Consider the following 16627-nt stretch of genomic DNA (forward strand, 5'->3'; position numbering starts at 1 on the left):
GTAGATACTTATTGCTGAATAAAAGTTATTGTAAAAGTTCCATTATAATTTCCGGCAGGACTTGCGGTAGAATTACCAACGCTTAAGGTTCCCCCTATGTATACGTCGTTTATAACCTCGGAACTGCTTGTGGTAATAAAGGTTGATCCTGTACTGTAACTATCTATATTCAATGTAACAGATCCCCCATTAGAACCGTTCATAACTATAGCGGGAGTAGGAGCAATACTAATAATTGTTCCCGGATTTACTTTAACTTCAAATAATGCTGAAGAAACTGTTTGACCTAAATTAAGTAATATAATATCTCCTGAAGAAGTTCTTATACTATTGTAGTCAACCGATACAGTTCCGCCACTGTCGCCCGTAATAAAGGATCCAAAGTTTAAAAATCTAGAGGTATTTACATCCACTTCTACCGGTATTGGGGGATTTTCCTGTGCCACTACTAAACTCCCGTAAAACATCATTAATAATAGAATAACATAGGAAGTCTTATTCAAGTTGTCTTTATGTTTTAAGAGCGTTTTCATTATTTGCGAATTAGGACTTTCTTTGAAAATGTTTCAGAATTTACAGTTAAAGTAATAAAATATACGCCAGAACTTTTGATACCTTCAATTTCTACCGGCTCATTTCCCTGAACCGGTTTAACGTCTATAAGTTGGCCTGTAACGGTACTCACTTTGATAGTTCCCTTTTCATTATGTTCTAGATTCATATTAATTACAACAGTAGAACTTTGAGTATTTACGCTAAAGGGTTCATTAAAAGCAATGGCCGGATCGGTCATAGGAGTGTAGGAAAATAGTAAAGAAAACCTTTTGTTATTCTCACCAGACTTACTGTAAAACTTATACTTAGGATTTTCACTCAGGTTCTGTCCAATTCTCTTTTCCGAATCTATCAGGTAAACATTTAAACTTGAAGAAACATTCTTTAAATCCTTTAATTGAATATAGGCCCAGCCTTCCTTTTCAATAGCAATACCCAATGGGATTTTCTCATAATTATTTTGAGAAAAATCTGAGATCGCGTTTATAGAAAGCTGCTTATTATCTTTTGAAATACTATAGAAGTTAGGAATTTCCGAATCGGTATTAAATAACTTAAGAGCATCCAGATCTCCCTGAAATTCTTTCTTAGCAAGTTGGTCAAAATAGATTACTAAGGCATCCGACGAAATAGTATTTTCGAAATTTGCGATCAATCTAATTAAAGGTCGGCTTTCTCTTTCAGCAACTTTCAAAAATGGCTGACTGAAATTATTTACTCTTACCTGATTTGTCGCGGAAAGCACATGATTTACAGGGTAACTATCAACCGGTGAATCTTTTACATGAACAAAGAATCCCTGCATAGAAGGTATTATACTAGAGGAAAGTCCATCAACACTTTGCACCCCGTTAACATACGATGAGTAGCTTCCGGTATATCGGTTGGTATTACCTGCGGTAAAAAAGTAAATAGCATCATCAACACCCGATTTGTCCCATCCCGATGCATTCCAGTCTATAGGAGAAGGGTAGGGGTTACCAATAAGGTTGAAACCTTTAGTATAGGTTCTATTATGGCTGATTAAAGAGGTGGCTTGATTCCCATTATTTACCTCTCCCGAAATTTCAACAGTTATAGGAGAGGTAGCACTGCCAAAATTAATAGCATAACCTTGAAAAACACCTATTGGATTGCTTTCACCTGTATATGATTCCCAACCTGTAGCGTCTCTGTTTTCAGAATCCTGCCGGTTCTCATCATAATAATAGAACGTAGGAAAAGTTTCTGTGAGATCCATAAAAGCTCCAAAATCACCTACTACCGAATTACTGAAAGGGCTACTAAAATATTTATATCCAAAGCTAGAATCCAGGTAACGTTGCATAGTTACTGTTCCTAAAACCTGCCCATTTCCGGAACCATCTATAAGTGCAGTTTGAACAGCATCTGAAATCAGTTTTAAATTATTTCCGGTTATTAAATCTCCCATAGCAGCATTAACTATTCCAGTTACTTCAAGAGGACCTTGTAGTTGCCCGTTAGAAGAATTATTAACAGCAATATTCTTTATTCGGTTATTCGTAAATATTCCGGCCGGAATTTGTTGTAATACATTTCCTTTTAATTCGATACCACCTCTTTCTACATTAAAGCTGCCAGCATTCGTAATTGCGCCGGCAATTTCTAAAGTATTATCCACTACAATTACAGAAGCTCCTGCTGCGATATCAATACTTTTTGATTTTCCTGTGACGCCATTATTTAAGATCGGATAATTTGTAAGTCCGCCATTAATTACAACATTGGTATTAAGAGTAGGAAGCGTATTACAGGCCCAATTGGAAGTTGTATTCCAATTGGTACTTGTGGCTCCGGTCCACACATTATCTGTTTTAACAGGTATCAATAATACAGGACTAGTGCTGGAACAACCTCCAGAGCTAACTGTTCTCCTTAACCATATTGTCTGTGATAGTTCTCCAGGGCTATAATCTTTTGTGTTATTGGTTCCAGGTGCATTTGTAAAACCAGAATTTGGCCCTGTAGAACTTATTTGCCATAAATACGTGAAATTAGAATCTCCACCACTTGGTGTTGTTCCAAGAATAACTCCTGGATTTGTTCCAACACAAATAGGTTGAGAATAGGTAGCTTCTACAGCTAGTTTTTTATAGGTTCCCTGACATGGGTCTCCAAAAATACCATTAGTAGCAGGAATAGAAACAGTAGTATTGTTTAGAAGATAACTTTCACTAATACTTTGGCTATCATTTGCATGGCATGCGCTGTAAGTAAATGCGTTACAATTTCCATTAGGAGTACCGTAACTGGCAAAATTTACATAGGTAAAAACTGTTCCTACGGGTGCAGAAAGGTTTAGTGTAGCATTCTCATCGGCTACTGCGCAAAGTTTTCCTGAATTCCCATTTACAAAACTTATATTATTATTAGCCAATGCGGAATTAATTGTGATTGTTACAACATTAGAGGTGCTGGCCCCACATGTTGATGAAGTAACTCTCCTTCTAAACCATGTTGTTTGAGTGATATTTCCTGGGGTGTAGTTAATTGTAGAATTGTTTCCTGGGGCAGCATTAAAGCCCGATGTAGCACTAGTAACACTAGATTCCCATAGGTAACTAAAAGTTCCATTCCCTCCTGATGGTACACTTCCTGTTAACTGTTGTATTGCTGTACCCTGACATAAGTTCTGATTCTGACTGATGCTATTATTAATAACATTGTTATTTACAGTAACAGTAGCACTAGTGTTAACCGAATTATTTGTACAATTACGACTATCGGAAATACTAGTGATGCGATATGTTGTAGATGTAGTGGGATTAACCGATAACGTATAAGGGTTTTGATTTACATTATAAGAATAAGGAGTAGAATTTATAGTTCCTGAAATAGTCCACGGTCCAACTCCTGTAAAAGTTGCAGTTATATCTGTAGATTCCCCTTCACATATAGTTGTAGTACCACTTAAAGTAGCAGTAGGGCCCGTTGTTACCACAACCGTTGCGGCATTGGATTCATGTGTGGTTACATAAGGATTGTTCCCGGTATTGTTGCTACTAGATAATTTTACCTGTCTATAAATATAATAGGTGCCTGCCTGATTGAAAGGAGTTGCATTTGTATTAGGCGTAAAAGTAGCGGCTGTAGCTCCGTTAATATTAGTTCTAGGTCCATTTACAGTATTTGAATATACCCATTGATAACCTGTACCTACTCGGTTTATACCGTTGGGAAGCGTATTAATTTGATCACCTGAAATTGCAGTAGCATTAGACCCGGAGCATAAATTTTGATTTGTATTTTGGGAAAGGGTATTTTCTACAAGAGGCATCAAATTGGCAAAACTTATTCTATTTCCTCCACCATTCTCATAATAGTCCAGAACAAGATTACTAGCGCCATTTAAATTTAATAGTATGTTACTATTTTCTCTGTAAGCATGATCATTCCAATCATTATAAATTTCAGTGCCGTCTATACTTAACCTATTACCATCATCTGCTCCAATAGTGGTGTAATACAAGCCTTTTAGATTTGAAGTCATTCTATATCTTACGGAAAAAGTCTCAGTATAAACAGTAGGAGAACAGCTAGTAGTACCAAGCCTAAAATTATTTTGATTTCCTCCAAAAGATTGATCAAAACTGCGAGCTTCTGTATACCCTCCAAGATAATTGGTGAAATTTACATTATCATAAACATGCCCAATCCAACTATTATTTCCCGATTCTGTTTGATTGTATGTTGTACTAGCAGGTTGAATAACTACGTTGGTACTGGAAGCGGTACTAGTACATCCATTAACAGTAGCAACAACAGTATAAGTACCAGCCATAGCTGTGGTAACATTTGTTCTACTCGGATTTTGTTGTGTTGATGTATATCCATTCGGACCATTCCATCTATAGGTGGCTCCAGAAATTGATGAAGCGGATAGATTTAGAGTGCCTCCAACACAGATGGGGCCGTTATTTGAAAGTGTTGGAGTGGCTGGTCTAGATTTTACTTCAAAATAATTAGTAAAATCATAAGCATCTGGATTAGAAGATATGATAAGAACAAAATAATCGTTATTTTGAGGAAGATTATTTGGAACTGGAATATTACTTCTATTAATATTTAAAGCATTATTATTTCCGATAGGATAGGAGGAAGATTGAAATGAATCAATTATACCATAGAATGCATAATTACCATTCGCATAACGATATAAGTAAATGTTGAATTCTGTATTCGCATTAAAACGATTATTTGGACCAGTTCCATTTCTTATACTGAAACTAATATCAATATTACTTCCTGCACAAACAGAATTGCTAGACAATGTTATATTATTAATACTTTGTCCGCTAAGAGTATCTGTAAATAGAAACATTAGGGGAAGCAAAATGAAATAAGGAATAATCTTGTTAAACCTCATTTCTATTTATTTTTTACTGATGAGTAGTCTTTTGCCATAGGCGATTTAACTCGTTTTATTTAATAGTAAATTCGTTTTTTCCTAACAATTTACCGTTTTCATCACTATAGGTAACTAATAATTTTCCCGAGGTATAGTCTATTTCGGGTGATTGGAATAAATTTAGAGAGAAATCTCGTTTTATATTTGGAGTGTATACAGCTATACCTTTTACCAATCCTACTTCGATAGTAGTTCCGGTAGGAGAGATGTGCTTTACCGATAAAGTACCATAAACCGACATGTTTCCAGACCTCTTAATGGCAAGGGATAATTTAGGAGCAGTCTCAGAAGTATCTAAATTTAAATCGTCTAAATCTATTGTGGTTGTAGATTCTCCTTCTCTTATAATTATAGGAATACTAATTCCAAAAACTGTCTTTATATTAATTGAGATCCCTTCCGAATCTTCTTTAGCTTCCTCTCCAAGAGCAACTTGTTTTTCTACCGCTCTAAAATAAATATGTGATCTGTATTCCCCATTCTCTAAATCTCCGGTCCTGGTTACCTGAATTCGTACCGTTTGAGCCTCATTGGGAGCAAGTGTCACTCTACGCGGGTAATATCTTAAAAAGTTGGTTGCAAAACGTTGGTTTTCTTCCGGATCGGAAATTTCTACAAAATTCCCCTCCTCCGTCATTTTGTATTGAACTATGGAAATGGCGTAGGTGGTAGAATCGGTTCCTGTATTTGCAAGATTTATTTCCTGTGCTCTTTGAGAGCCATCAAAAACAAGACGTTTGGGCATAACCATTAAATCTCCCTGAGCATATATGCTGGAAGAAAAAATAATTAAAGAACAAATAGAGAATATTCTGAGTAATTTTAATGTCATTTTAGGGGCTTTGGAAGTAATATAGCTAATATTTTGTAATAATTTCCAAATATAGATAATCTAACTTAAAGTAAAGTGGCTTCATTTAAATCAATTATACGAAACTGTAACATTGAAACCACCTGTATTAGTATAATAGCCGGGTATTTGATTAGCCTCCAAATTTAAAGTAGCACCAATCTTTAAAATATCTTCGCCATCGACACCAGAGTTTAGCAGTGGCATAACTTGAAATTGATCAATTACTAAAATTTGGTTCTGATTTTCCTGATTGTATAATGTGAACGAAGTAGGTAGTGTTATTGCATAACTATTATTGCCATGAGTTACTACTGCCTCTGCGGCACTAACAGTTCCTGCAAAACTATTGGAGATCATTACACCATTGGCAGTTCGAGTTCCATCGGGAGTAAGAACAACACTTCCGGGAGTATAGCCGCTAATCACATTCCCGAAGTCAAGATCTATGGTTTTTTCTATTTTTATTGGATCAATAATGGTAGCTCTGCTCTCTACGGTAGATGTAGCAGAAACTTGAGAATATAAATTATAACACAATAAGAAGAAAAAGGAAAGCAAATAATGTTTTAGGTACATATTTGTAATTTCTTAGTTAAGGTGAACCAATTATAAAATCTGATTAAAACTGAAAAACGCCGCCACATGGGCGGCGTTTTTAAAGTATAGGAATTATATATAATTATTCGTAAGTAACGGTTACTGTAACTGTACCTTCGTAATTACCAGCATCTTGATTAGTTCCTACTACAAGGTCACCACCAACGTATAAAGTTTGGTCTCCTTTTTCTGAACTAGACAAATTGCTATCAGGAGTGTATTTCATGGCTGTTGATTCACCTGATTCTAAATCAGAACCTTCGATTTTAATTCCATAATTATAGTCACTTCCTGTAATTGTAAATTTAGCTGCTTGTATAGTTCCACCAGGTGCATTCAATGCATCATCGATGGTTCTAGTTGCTGCATCTTCAGCGCTTATGCTTACAGTTCCACCTCCGGCAGATCCACCAATAATTCTTCCGAAATTAAGATCTTGATCTTTTTCAATTGTTAATGGTTCTACTATTTCAGCAAAAGTAGCTGCTTCAGCATTTGCTGAATTTTGTGCGAAAGATGTTCCAGCGATAAGTGCGAATAAAGCAAAAGTAATTTTTTTCATGTTTGTAGGTATTAAAGTGTATAGGTTTGGGTTCGTTTTTTTAACACTGCAAATATGAGTTTAAATACAAATTGCAACAAAATTTAATCGTTGATATACTTTATATACTCGTTAAAGTGCAAAAATTTGAACTTTATTAACACAAAAAATAACCTATTACGTTAAAAACGGGCAAGAAAACTGAGAAGATGTTAGATGGAAATTGGTACGTTAAGTAATTAATCTAGTTATAATTTACTGTAACATTAAATCCGGCAGGTGAAGTATAATTACCTGGTGTTTGGTTAGGGTTAACTTTTAAAGTAGCACCAACACGTATATTTTGAGAACCTCCGGCAAGACTTCCTGAGTTATCAATGTTACTGGTGAAATCTTTAATAATCATATTTTCACTTCCATTGGTTAATACATATTCTGATGACGGTAAAGTTACAGCATATGTAAAACCCGTTTCCCCGGTAACTGTAAAACTAGCAGCAGAAGCTGGAGTACCGTCGGCTAATGCAACGTCACCAGAAGTTAATCTGGTGTTATCTGGAGATAAAATTACTGCTCCACCAGACTTAGCGTCTAGGTTGGCAAAACTCATATTAGAAGTGGTAGTAATTCCAATTGGTTGAATAATAGTAGCAGAAGCAGTAAAGTTAGCGGTGGCTTGAGCCATACACACTAAATTTGTGATAAGCATTAATATTCCCGCTAAAATGATTGACCGATTCATAACTTTCAAAATTCTATAGGTCAAATATAGAGATTAAAAACACTTAATCGACAAAAGACATCATATAATCGATGAAATGCACAATATTTTAAGATTTATTAACATCATAAATATTAGTAAAACGATTTTAAACAATAATCATAGGGGTTAACACGGATTACAAGAATTATGGTCTTTGTAAGAAAAATTTCATTAATTCCTACAAAATTGATTGTTTTAAACCTGAATGTTTCAGTTATTAATATAAAGTATGTGACTTTATATTGAGTATCACAAAAAAAAGGTGAAAGCATTTGCTTTCACCTTTTATAGTAGAACTATATTTTTAATTCTTATTCCGACTCCAGAAGAGCAAAGAATTTATCAAGATTTGGAATAATCACAATTCTTGTTCTTCTGTTTTTAGCTCTGTTCTCTTTAGATGTATTTTCAACTAAAGGTGAATAGCTACTTCTTCCTGCGGCAATTAATTTAGCCGGCTCTACATTATATTTATCCTGTAGAATTCTCACAATGGAAGTTGCTCTTCTAACACTTAAATCCCAGTTGTCTTGAATGTAAGAACCTGGCACTAATGTCTGAGAATCGGTATGACCTTCAACCATTACTTCCATACTTGGTTCTGAATTAATTACTTCTGAAAGTTTTTTCAATAGGTTATTTGCCTTACTGCTTACTCGGTAACTACCACTATTGAATAATAATTTGTCCGAAACATTAATCATCACTACTGTTTTATCTACAGTAATTTGCACATCATCACTTTCCGAATCATCAGAAATAGATTGTTTCAAATTATAAGATACAGCTAAATTAATGGAATCTTCAAGGGTTTTAGCCTCTGCAAGTTCAGAAGGATCCATTTTTGAAAGTGTAGCTCTCATCTTTGCCTTTGTCTTATTAGACATAGCTGTAATATCATTCATTTCAAGTTTTTCGTCATTCGACTCTTTCAATGAATTGATCTTTGCATTATAATCTGCCACACGAGCTTCAATAGCATCTAATTTAGCCTGAGCCTCCTCTTTTTCCATAGTGGTTCGCTGCAAATTACTTTGAGTGTTAGACAACTCCGATTCCAGTTCTACGTATTTTTTTTTCGACACACATGAAGTGAACATCGCTGCAGATAATACGGTTACTAATAAAGTCTTTTTCATTTTAGGTTATTTTAAAGTTTAATATTAGGGCCTTTAATAATAGTTTTTTGGATTTTAGACCTTCCATAGAAAACGAGGTGATTTTGGAATTCGTATTTATAATTTCATTTTAACATAAATTTATGCCTTTGTCTTTATCCCAATATCTGCCTAAAAAATGCCTAATGCTGAAGTTTTGACCCAAAACATAAATCTCCTGCATCCCCTAAACCTGGTACTATATAGCCTTTTTCATTAAGTTGATCGTCTACAGTGGCAATCCATAATTTCGAAGAATCTGGAAAGTGTTCATTCACATAATCAATTCCAGGTTGAGCTCCAATAACCGATACTAAATGAATCTTTTTAGGAGTTCCCATTGCTTTTAATGCGTTAAGCACATTTACAAAAGAACTTCCTGTTGCTAGCATTGGGTCGGCCAGAATAAGTGTTTTTCCCTCAAGAGAAGGGGAGGCCAGGTATTCTACCTTTACCTCAAACTCAGTTTCAGTAATATGATGCCTATATGCTGAAATAAACGTATTCTCAGCATCATCAAAATAGTTCAACAAGCCGTTGTGTAAAGGAAGTCCTGCTCTTAAAATAGAGCAAATTACAATATCTTGTTGTGGCAAATTCACATTTGTAGTTCCTAATGGTGTGGTAATTGCTTCTTCTTTATAATGTAGTTCCTTGCTTAGTTCGTATCCAATAATTTCTCCAATACGCTCAATATTACGCCTAAATCGCATCTTATCATGTTGAACGGAAACATCTCTGATCTCTGCGATAAATTTATTTAAGATGGAGTTTTGAGTTTGTAGATTTATAACTTGCATTGACTTTTTTTGTTAAAGTTAAACAGAAATATTAACACGAAAAATAGATTTTAAAGGAAAGCCTTCTATTTATAAGAATTGGTTTTATTTTTGATTACTTGTTCCTGATAAATTTGTATTTATATAATTCGATATGAAATATTTGTGCTCCTTATTCTTAATCCTTTCCTTCATTACTGCAAAAGCTCAAATTGAGAAGCCCATGCAGTCTACACCTATAGATAGGTCTGAAAGTCCAATTATTCCGTTGCCCGGCTCCAATTCAACTCCTTCCAAAAATCCGTTCATTGGTAGAACTACACCAACTTCTGAAAATTATCAACAGCCTGAAAAGGAACCTTTAAGTATGAAAACAGGACACGACCTGTTAACCGCGGGAGATTTTATAGAAAAGAAATGGACTGAAGATGAAAAAGCAAGGACAAATAAACCTACCGATCAATATTTAGGTGATTATATTACTACCGGAAAATTCGTGGAAATATATTGTAGGGATTATCAATATGTAGATGGAGACCGAGTGAGAGTTTATGTGAACGGAAAGATGATTCAAACCAGTATAGAACTTCAAGCTCATTATAAACCCGTGCTGGTAACTTTGGAAGATGGTTTTAATACCATTGAATTCGAAGCGCTTAATCAAGGAGAGTCTGGCCCAAATACTGCCGCTATGAAGGTAATTGGCGATCAGGGAGAATTGATTACCTCTAGCCAATGGAATTTACTTACCGGTGCTAAAGCAAGAATAATTGTGGTTAAAAACTAAAAGAGCAGCCCTTGGACCACTCTCTTAACTAAATTTTCTGGTTTCACTAATCCCAGCTATCGGCTAAATCTTCTAAAGATTTTACTTTAGAAAGTGTGGTTCTAATTTCACTTAATTGAGAATTTAAAACGTCTGTGATTTTTGCCGGAAATTTTTGCTTTTTTAGTGTTTCTTCATATTCTCGAACACTTGCTTTCTCACCGCGTATACACTCTTCCAAAATAGCTTCGTCATCATTCCCTGTAAAAGCCGTTTTAACATCTATCCATGCTCTATGCAGCGCTCCAATAGCACTTCCTTTTTCTTTTGGTTTCGCATTCAAAGAATGTATCTCTTTATCTAACTGTGTAGCAAAACGATTTCTTTGTAATGCTTGACGCTGAAGAAACTCCTTTAAATTTAAATCTTCAGTTTCAACCATTGCTTTTTTAAAGCCCTTCTCTGCATCATAATTCTTTTCCAATAAACCTTGTAAATGATGTACTAAATCGTCGTGACTATGCTCTTTAGCCTCTTCTCTGGTGGTTTTCATAATTATAAGTTTTTAGAATTTATATAAAGATACTTTGTAAACATCTGGTTGCTATACTAAAGATAAAGAATTGAGAATGGTTTAACTAATCGTGTTAAGAGTATTTAAAAAATTACCATGATTATTGCAGAAGAGAGTAGTTAGGTTTAAATCGTATTTATCAGGAGAAATTCTGAACCTTATAAATTTCGGGTTTTAGCTGTATATTTGATACTCGGCCCACATGTGATTTTATTCAAAAAAGGTATCATTATTGATTGTGGAAATCGATTTTAAAAATAACTCAAAACAAATGATCATTAAAAAAACTACTCAAATTAAAATAGTACTGGTAACTGCCATGCTTATTTCTTCCATTGGTTATGCCCAAAAAAGAGATAAAATTAAAGGAAATAAAGAAGTGGTATCGGTTTCGGAAAAAATTGATAAAGGCTTTAACAAATTAGAGGTTAACGACAATTTTGAACTCACTTTAAGTCAGGGAAATGATAATAACTACATACTTACAACCGATAAGAATTTAGTAGATGTAATTCAATTCCATGTAAAAGATAGCACATTAATTATTTCATCAAGTTCAGAAATTCAAAGCAGTAAGAGGTTAGAGATATTCTTAACTGTGGAAAATTTACAAAGCATGATCTTCAGAGACGATGTGAAGGTTATTGGAAGAGGAGTTTTTACTTCTGATACATTGAATATTGAAGGGTTCAATTCAAGTAGATTCATTTTAGATATCAATGCCACGACAATTAATATTGCAATGCAAAAAAACAGTGACGGAGACCTAAAAATTAAAAGCACAAATTTGAATGTTATTATGAATGACAGGACAGATCTGGATACTTATATCACCGCAGAGAATATTGGTGTCACTCTAAATGATTCAGCACAATTTAAAGCCGAGGGAGAAGCTGAAATTTCAAACTTCGACCTTAAAGATGGTGCAGAGCTTAAAGCCAAAGAGTTAAGGGTGGGAACTGTTATCTTAAATACATCCAATTCTTCAGATGTTTATGTAAATGCGACAAATACTCTGGAATTATATGCTGAGGGTAAAAGTAATGTTTATGTTTATGGCAACCCAAAAATGGACATTAAAGGGTTTTCAGAAAAATCTAAGATCATTAAGAAATAACACTTCTATAGTAGGTAATAAAAGGTCTCTTGAGGAGGCCTTTTATTTTTTTTACGCAATATGACAAAGCGTTAACCTACTATGTCATATCGATTTAAGTCGATATAGTTGTATCTTTGCATCATGGATATTCTTGAAATTAATAAGGTTTTATCGAATAAAGTGAGATTACAAATCCTGCAATGGCTTAAAAATCCGCAGCAACATTTCCCACCTCACGAAGACCTTAAACATTTTGAGGATGGGGTTTGTGTGCAATATATCCGTAAAAAGGCAGGTCTCTCACAATCTACAATCTCTCACTACCTGTCTATGATGCATAACGCTGGGCTTGTTGAACCTACTCGCTATGGAAAATGGACCTATTATAAAAGAATTGAAAAAACGGTAAGTGATTACTTAATCACATTAAAAAAAGAACTTTAGAATTTCTAACTATGTATACTGCACTAAATTTTTTAGCGATATGTTTAATGAAATATAATTGTAAATATCTCTTCCAATTGAAACCTGAACAGGATTAAATATTACATTTGTTTATAATGTTCGACTATAAACTAAAAGTATTTCATACGGTAGCTATTCGCCTTAGTTTCTCTAAAGCGGCTGAAGAATTGCGAATAACACAACCTGCAGTTACAAGACATATCAAACAAATTGAAGCGCATTTCAACCAAAAGCTTTTCGATAGGCAGGGCAACAGCATATGTTTAACAAATGCCGGAGAAATTTTACTGATGCACGCTAAACTTATCTCCGGAAGTTATGAGGAGCTTCAATTTGACATGAACTCCTTAATTGAGCATACCGAAGGAGTACTAAGAATTGCGGCAAGCACTACCATAGCTCAATATATACTTCCTGAAATTCTTTCAAAATTTCATCAAAAATTTCCGAACGTAAAGATCACAATGATCAATCAAAATACTGCAGAGGTAGAGCGTTCCATATTAGATAAAAGCGTTGAATTAGGTTTTATTGAAGGTAGATCTAAAAACAGAGAAATAGCCTATACCCCTTTTTTAGAAGATGAAATTGTGTTAGTTGTTGCTAAGGGACATCCTATTTTTAGAAGGGAAAAAATAAGTCTGGAAGAACTTAAATCAATTTCTATTTTATTAAGAGAACAGGGTTCTGGTACATTACAAGTTACTTTGGAATCTTTAAATAGGGTGGGGCTAAAGCTAGAAGATCTTAGCGTTATCATGAATTTGGGGAGCTCTGAGAGTATTAAAACATTTCTTATGGATGGAAAAACCGCTGCATTTTTGAGCATCCATACTATTATGAAAGAGTTGATTTCTGGTGATTTGTTCATAGTAGATGTCGACACATTAGAAATAAGACGAGATCTCCATTATGCCGTCCAGCAAGGACACCCCTCAGCTCTTTCTTCATTATTTGTAAAATTCCTAACTCGCCATTATAACAAATAGTAATAAGTCATGACAATTTATGATTTGATTTAAGCAATTCGCCTTGCTACATTTACATAGAACAACAAGGTTATCATGAATCTTAAATCTTATAACGTATTGCCTCGAATAAAATGGAATATCAATTTAAAGAAGTTCTTATTTATTTTATTAGGAGTGTTGAGTTTTTCTACATTATTATCTCCTCCTTATGCATTGGCTTTGGGCATATTCACGGCTCAAACACTAGGCAATCCATTTTTATTAAGCAGTCAGAAATTGGTAAACTGGTTATTGAAAATAGCAGTAATAGGTTTAGGGTTTGGGTTAGACCTTACTACGGCTTTGAAAGCAGGAAAAAATGGTTTTGTTTTAACAATATTTTCAATTAGTGCTACTATCCTTTTGGGATTGCTAATAGGGAAATTTTTAGGAATAGATAAAAAGATCACTCAGTTAATTTCCACCGGTACGGCTATTTGTGGAGGAAGCGCAATTGCGGCTGTTTCTCCTATAATTAAAGCCAATGCACAACAAATTTCCATTTCTATTGGAATTGTATTCCTTTTAAATTCGGTGGCATTATTTGTTTTTCCCTTAGTAGGACATATTTTGGAGCTTTCTCAAACTCAATTTGGCTTGTGGAGTGCTATTGCTATACACGATACCAGTTCGGTTGTTGGTGCTGCATCGGTTTATGGAGATCAGGCCTTAAAAATAGCTACTACTGTAAAACTGGCCAGAGCGTTGTGGATACTTCCCATTTCTCTAATATTTGCCTTTCTTTCAAAAGGGGCTTGCAATAAAATTCATATTCCATATTTTATTGGGTTTTTTATTTTAGCCATATTAGCTAATTCCTATATACCGGTACTACAATCATTTTCTCCTGGTATTATCTATATATCAAAATTGTTTTTATGCCTGGTGCTATTTTTAATAGGTTCCACACTGAATTATAAAAGTTTGAGAAACATTGGAATGAAGCCACTATTACTAGCCATTAGCATTTGGATATTTATTGCAATAGCTTCCTTGGTAATAATTATGAACGAAATTTCTTAATACTCTATTCTTTCGGGATAACTTAGAAACTCTCTATATGAAAGTACACTGTAAAAGTTTCGTCTACTTTTTTTATGAAGCAACAAATACTGGATCATATATTAAAATTTGTAGATCTTTCTCTTAAAGAACAAGATGAATTTTTAAGTATTCTTACTGAAAAGCATCTCCGAAAAAAGCAATTTCTCATTTCTCCGGGGGAGTTAGTATCATCAGAATTTTATGTAGTTAAGGGGTGTTTACAGGCATATTGCATAGATGAAAAAGGTGAAAAACATATCATTCAGTTTGCGGTAGACGACTGGTGGATAAGTGATTTTGAAGCTTTTTTTAATCAACAACCTGCCAAATTGTATATTGAAGCTTTAGAAGATTCGTATTTACTAGAAATAAATAAAGAAGCTTTAGAAACTTTATATAAGAGAATTCCAATCTTTGAGCGGTTCTTCAGAATTAAAACAACCAATGCTTTTGTTTCTTTACGAGGCAGAATTTTATCCATATTGCAAAAATCTGGTAAAGAACGGTATCTTGAATTTTGTGCTATTTACCCTAATATTGAGAAAAGGGTTGCTAATTATCATATAGCCAACTACCTAGGTATAAAACCCGAAAGCTTGAGCAGAATACGAAAAGAGATGTTATAGATTAACGCTTTTTAACAAAGAGAACTAACATATATCAATTTTATTTCATCTTCTATGTGTTAATTTTGAAGTGAAATCGATTTGTAAGATCGATATAATCCTTGAAAATAAAAGTATCATAATGGATAAAAAGCAAGCATTATTAACCGCATACAATTTAGCTGATCTAGAATTAAAAAACCGCTTGGTCATGGCGCCCATGACGCGCAGTAGGGCAAACAATCCTGAAAAAGTCGCTACCGCAGAAATGCAAGGAATATATTATGAACAACGTGCTTCTGCAGGTTTAATAATATCAGAAGGTTCACAAGTTTCACCTCGTGCGGTTGGATATATTTATACACCTGGAATTTACACAGAAACTCAGATTGCAGGCTGGAAAAAAGTTACCGATAAAGTACACAAAAAAAACGGAAAGATATTCATTCAGTTGTGGCATGTTGGTCGTATTTCTCACCCAGATTTTCATAATGGAGAACTGCCATTGGCCCCCTCTGCAATTAATCCCAATGCACAATCTTTTACATTAGAAGGATTTAAAGACACTGTAACTCCCAAAGAAATGTCTGTAGAGGAGATTAAACAGACGGTTCAGGATTTCAAAGATGCTGCTTCAAACGCTATGAAAGCCGGCTTTGACGGTGTAGAGATACATTCTTCTAACGGATATTTGTTTCATCAGTTTTTTAGTGTCAATTCTAATAAACGTACCGATCAATATGGTGGAAATAAGGAAAATAGAGCTAGATTTCTTTTTGAAGTTATAGATGCCATTAAAGAGGTAATGCCTGAGAATAGAATTGGTCTAAGGCTAAATCCTTCGCTACATGGAATGTTTGGTATTGAAGTAGATGAGGAAACAATTCCAACTTTTGATTATATTGTTGAAAAGTTGAATGACTATAATTTATCTTATTTGCATCTTTCTGAACCCTTTACAGATGTTTCCCAAGTTCCTTATGCTGTTACCGAAATTGCAAAGCATTACAGGCCACTTTATAAAGGAACACTTATGATAAATGGTGGATTTGATCAGGAAAAAGGAAATAAAATTATTGAGGAGGGACTCGCCGATCTGGTTGCCTTTGGAAAACCTTACATCTCCAACCCTGATCTGGCCGAGAGGTTTGCACAAAACATTCCTTTAACCAATTGGGATCCCGATACATTCTATTCTCAAGGAAAAAAAGGCTACTTAGACTATGAAGCTAAAGCCAATGCATATATCCCTAATTAGATCTTCTAATTATATCTTAATATAATATCAGGCCTCTAAAGAATTAGTATTTTAGAGGCTTGGTATTTTCTTGCCATCTTAGTTAAGATGTAAAATATATTAATGAATTTTCAATTGCATTGTAAAGTGCGA

At 34.4% G+C, this 16627-nt stretch carries 16 protein-coding genes; 7 read left to right on the plus strand and 9 right to left on the minus strand.

Annotated features, from left to right (window positions below; all coding sequences use genetic code 11):
- Nucleotides 1-8: 8 nt before the first annotated feature.
- The 8 genes from L1I30_RS07640 to upp all read right to left on the minus strand — a co-directional run bounded on the left by L1I30_RS07640 (nucleotide 9) and on the right by upp (nucleotide 9695).
- Nucleotides 9-533: a DUF4402 domain-containing protein gene (locus L1I30_RS07640; protein WP_236133686.1), complete on the minus strand. Its 525-nt coding sequence runs from the start codon at nucleotides 531-533 to the stop codon at nucleotides 9-11.
- Nucleotides 533-4942 carry a DUF8693 domain-containing protein gene (locus L1I30_RS07645; protein ID WP_236133687.1) on the minus strand — a complete coding sequence of 1470 codons (4410 nt, stop codon included), beginning with the start codon at nucleotides 4940-4942 and terminating at the stop codon, nucleotides 533-535. The genes L1I30_RS07640 and L1I30_RS07645 overlap by 1 nt, the downstream gene beginning before the upstream one ends.
- Before the next feature lie 55 nt (nucleotides 4943-4997).
- Nucleotides 4998-5816, minus strand: coding sequence for a fimbrial biogenesis chaperone (locus tag L1I30_RS07650; RefSeq protein ID WP_236133688.1), 819 nt, complete (start codon nucleotides 5814-5816; stop codon nucleotides 4998-5000).
- 90 nt (nucleotides 5817-5906) lie between these two features.
- Entirely contained in the window at nucleotides 5907-6413 is a 507-nt protein-coding gene (locus L1I30_RS07655; RefSeq protein WP_236133689.1) for a DUF4402 domain-containing protein, read from the minus strand.
- A gap of 103 nt (nucleotides 6414-6516) precedes the next feature.
- Entirely contained in the window at nucleotides 6517-6996 is a 480-nt protein-coding gene (locus L1I30_RS07660; RefSeq protein ID WP_236133690.1) for a DUF4402 domain-containing protein, read from the minus strand.
- 223 nt (nucleotides 6997-7219) lie between these two features.
- The gene (locus tag L1I30_RS07665) at nucleotides 7220-7660 is read right to left on the minus strand and encodes a DUF4402 domain-containing protein (RefSeq protein WP_236133691.1); all 441 of its coding nucleotides are present in this window, start codon (nucleotides 7658-7660) and stop codon (nucleotides 7220-7222) included.
- A 389-nt stretch (nucleotides 7661-8049) separates the two neighbouring features.
- Nucleotides 8050-8877 carry an OmpA/MotB family protein gene (locus L1I30_RS07670; protein WP_236133692.1) on the minus strand — a complete coding sequence of 276 codons (828 nt, stop codon included), beginning with the start codon at nucleotides 8875-8877 and terminating at the stop codon, nucleotides 8050-8052.
- A gap of 161 nt (nucleotides 8878-9038) precedes the next feature.
- On the minus strand, nucleotides 9039-9695 hold the full coding sequence (upp, locus tag L1I30_RS07675; RefSeq protein ID WP_236133693.1) for a uracil phosphoribosyltransferase: 657 nt from the start codon (nucleotides 9693-9695) through the stop codon (nucleotides 9039-9041).
- A gap of 133 nt (nucleotides 9696-9828) precedes the next feature.
- Between upp and L1I30_RS07680 the strand changes: the two genes are divergently transcribed.
- Entirely contained in the window at nucleotides 9829-10461 is a 633-nt protein-coding gene (locus L1I30_RS07680; protein WP_236133694.1) for a hypothetical protein, read from the plus strand.
- 46 nt (nucleotides 10462-10507) lie between these two features.
- Here the strand turns inward: L1I30_RS07680 and L1I30_RS07685 are convergent, their stop codons facing one another.
- A complete protein-coding gene (locus L1I30_RS07685; protein WP_236133695.1) occupies nucleotides 10508-10993 on the minus strand; it encodes a ferritin-like domain-containing protein in 486 nt (161 codons plus the stop codon).
- A gap of 292 nt (nucleotides 10994-11285) precedes the next feature.
- Between L1I30_RS07685 and L1I30_RS07690 the strand changes: the two genes are divergently transcribed.
- The 6 genes from L1I30_RS07690 (at nucleotide 11286) to L1I30_RS07715 (ending at nucleotide 16495) form a co-directional block, all read left to right on the plus strand.
- A complete protein-coding gene (locus tag L1I30_RS07690; protein WP_236133696.1) occupies nucleotides 11286-12131 on the plus strand; it encodes a GIN domain-containing protein in 846 nt (281 codons plus the stop codon).
- 123 nt (nucleotides 12132-12254) lie between these two features.
- Nucleotides 12255-12557 carry an ArsR/SmtB family transcription factor gene (locus tag L1I30_RS07695; protein ID WP_236133697.1) on the plus strand — a complete coding sequence of 101 codons (303 nt, stop codon included), beginning with the start codon at nucleotides 12255-12257 and terminating at the stop codon, nucleotides 12555-12557.
- A 116-nt stretch (nucleotides 12558-12673) separates the two neighbouring features.
- Complete coding sequence (locus tag L1I30_RS07700) at nucleotides 12674-13567, plus strand: LysR substrate-binding domain-containing protein (protein WP_236133698.1); 894 nt, start codon at nucleotides 12674-12676, stop codon at nucleotides 13565-13567.
- A 75-nt stretch (nucleotides 13568-13642) separates the two neighbouring features.
- Entirely contained in the window at nucleotides 13643-14611 is a 969-nt protein-coding gene (locus L1I30_RS07705) for a YeiH family protein (RefSeq protein ID WP_236133699.1), read from the plus strand.
- A gap of 74 nt (nucleotides 14612-14685) precedes the next feature.
- Nucleotides 14686-15258 (plus strand): Crp/Fnr family transcriptional regulator, encoded by a 573-nt coding sequence (locus tag L1I30_RS07710; RefSeq protein WP_236133700.1) that lies wholly within the window; start codon nucleotides 14686-14688, stop codon nucleotides 15256-15258.
- A 121-nt stretch (nucleotides 15259-15379) separates the two neighbouring features.
- A complete protein-coding gene (locus tag L1I30_RS07715) occupies nucleotides 15380-16495 on the plus strand; it encodes an alkene reductase (RefSeq protein WP_236133701.1) in 1116 nt (371 codons plus the stop codon).
- Nucleotides 16496-16627 lie beyond the last annotated feature (132 nt).

It is taken from the genome of Gillisia lutea (assembly GCF_021568705.1).
GTDB lineage: Bacteria > Bacteroidota > Bacteroidia > Flavobacteriales > Flavobacteriaceae > Gillisia > Gillisia lutea.

What these genes read in the sequence shown, in the direction of transcription:
- upp (WP_236133693.1), bottom strand. Translation starts at nt 9,695, where the DNA reads ATGCAAGTTATAAATCTACAAACTCAAAACTCCATCTTAAATAAATTT.
- L1I30_RS07650 (WP_236133688.1), bottom strand. Translation starts at nt 5,816, where the DNA reads ATGACATTAAAATTACTCAGAATATTCTCTATTTGTTCTTTAATTATT.
- L1I30_RS07645 (WP_236133687.1), bottom strand. Translation starts at nt 4,942, where the DNA reads ATGAGGTTTAACAAGATTATTCCTTATTTCATTTTGCTTCCCCTAATG.
- L1I30_RS07665 (WP_236133691.1), bottom strand. Translation starts at nt 7,660, where the DNA reads ATGGCTCAAGCCACCGCTAACTTTACTGCTTCTGCTACTATTATTCAA.
- L1I30_RS07655 (WP_236133689.1), bottom strand. Translation starts at nt 6,413, where the DNA reads ATGTACCTAAAACATTATTTGCTTTCCTTTTTCTTCTTATTGTGTTAT.
- L1I30_RS07670 (WP_236133692.1), bottom strand. Translation starts at nt 8,877, where the DNA reads ATGAAAAAGACTTTATTAGTAACCGTATTATCTGCAGCGATGTTCACT.
- L1I30_RS07660 (WP_236133690.1), bottom strand. Translation starts at nt 6,996, where the DNA reads ATGAAAAAAATTACTTTTGCTTTATTCGCACTTATCGCTGGAACATCT.
- L1I30_RS07685 (WP_236133695.1), bottom strand. Translation starts at nt 10,993, where the DNA reads ATGAAAACCACCAGAGAAGAGGCTAAAGAGCATAGTCACGACGATTTA.
- L1I30_RS07710 (WP_236133700.1), top strand. Translation starts at nt 14,686, where the DNA reads ATGAAGCAACAAATACTGGATCATATATTAAAATTTGTAGATCTTTCT.
- L1I30_RS07700 (WP_236133698.1), top strand. Translation starts at nt 12,674, where the DNA reads ATGTTCGACTATAAACTAAAAGTATTTCATACGGTAGCTATTCGCCTT.
- L1I30_RS07695 (WP_236133697.1), top strand. Translation starts at nt 12,255, where the DNA reads ATGGATATTCTTGAAATTAATAAGGTTTTATCGAATAAAGTGAGATTA.
- L1I30_RS07705 (WP_236133699.1), top strand. Translation starts at nt 13,643, where the DNA reads ATGAATCTTAAATCTTATAACGTATTGCCTCGAATAAAATGGAATATC.
- L1I30_RS07715 (WP_236133701.1), top strand. Translation starts at nt 15,380, where the DNA reads ATGGATAAAAAGCAAGCATTATTAACCGCATACAATTTAGCTGATCTA.
- L1I30_RS07640 (WP_236133686.1), bottom strand. Translation starts at nt 533, where the DNA reads ATGAAAACGCTCTTAAAACATAAAGACAACTTGAATAAGACTTCCTAT.
- L1I30_RS07690 (WP_236133696.1), top strand. Translation starts at nt 11,286, where the DNA reads ATGATCATTAAAAAAACTACTCAAATTAAAATAGTACTGGTAACTGCC.
- L1I30_RS07680 (WP_236133694.1), top strand. Translation starts at nt 9,829, where the DNA reads ATGAAATATTTGTGCTCCTTATTCTTAATCCTTTCCTTCATTACTGCA.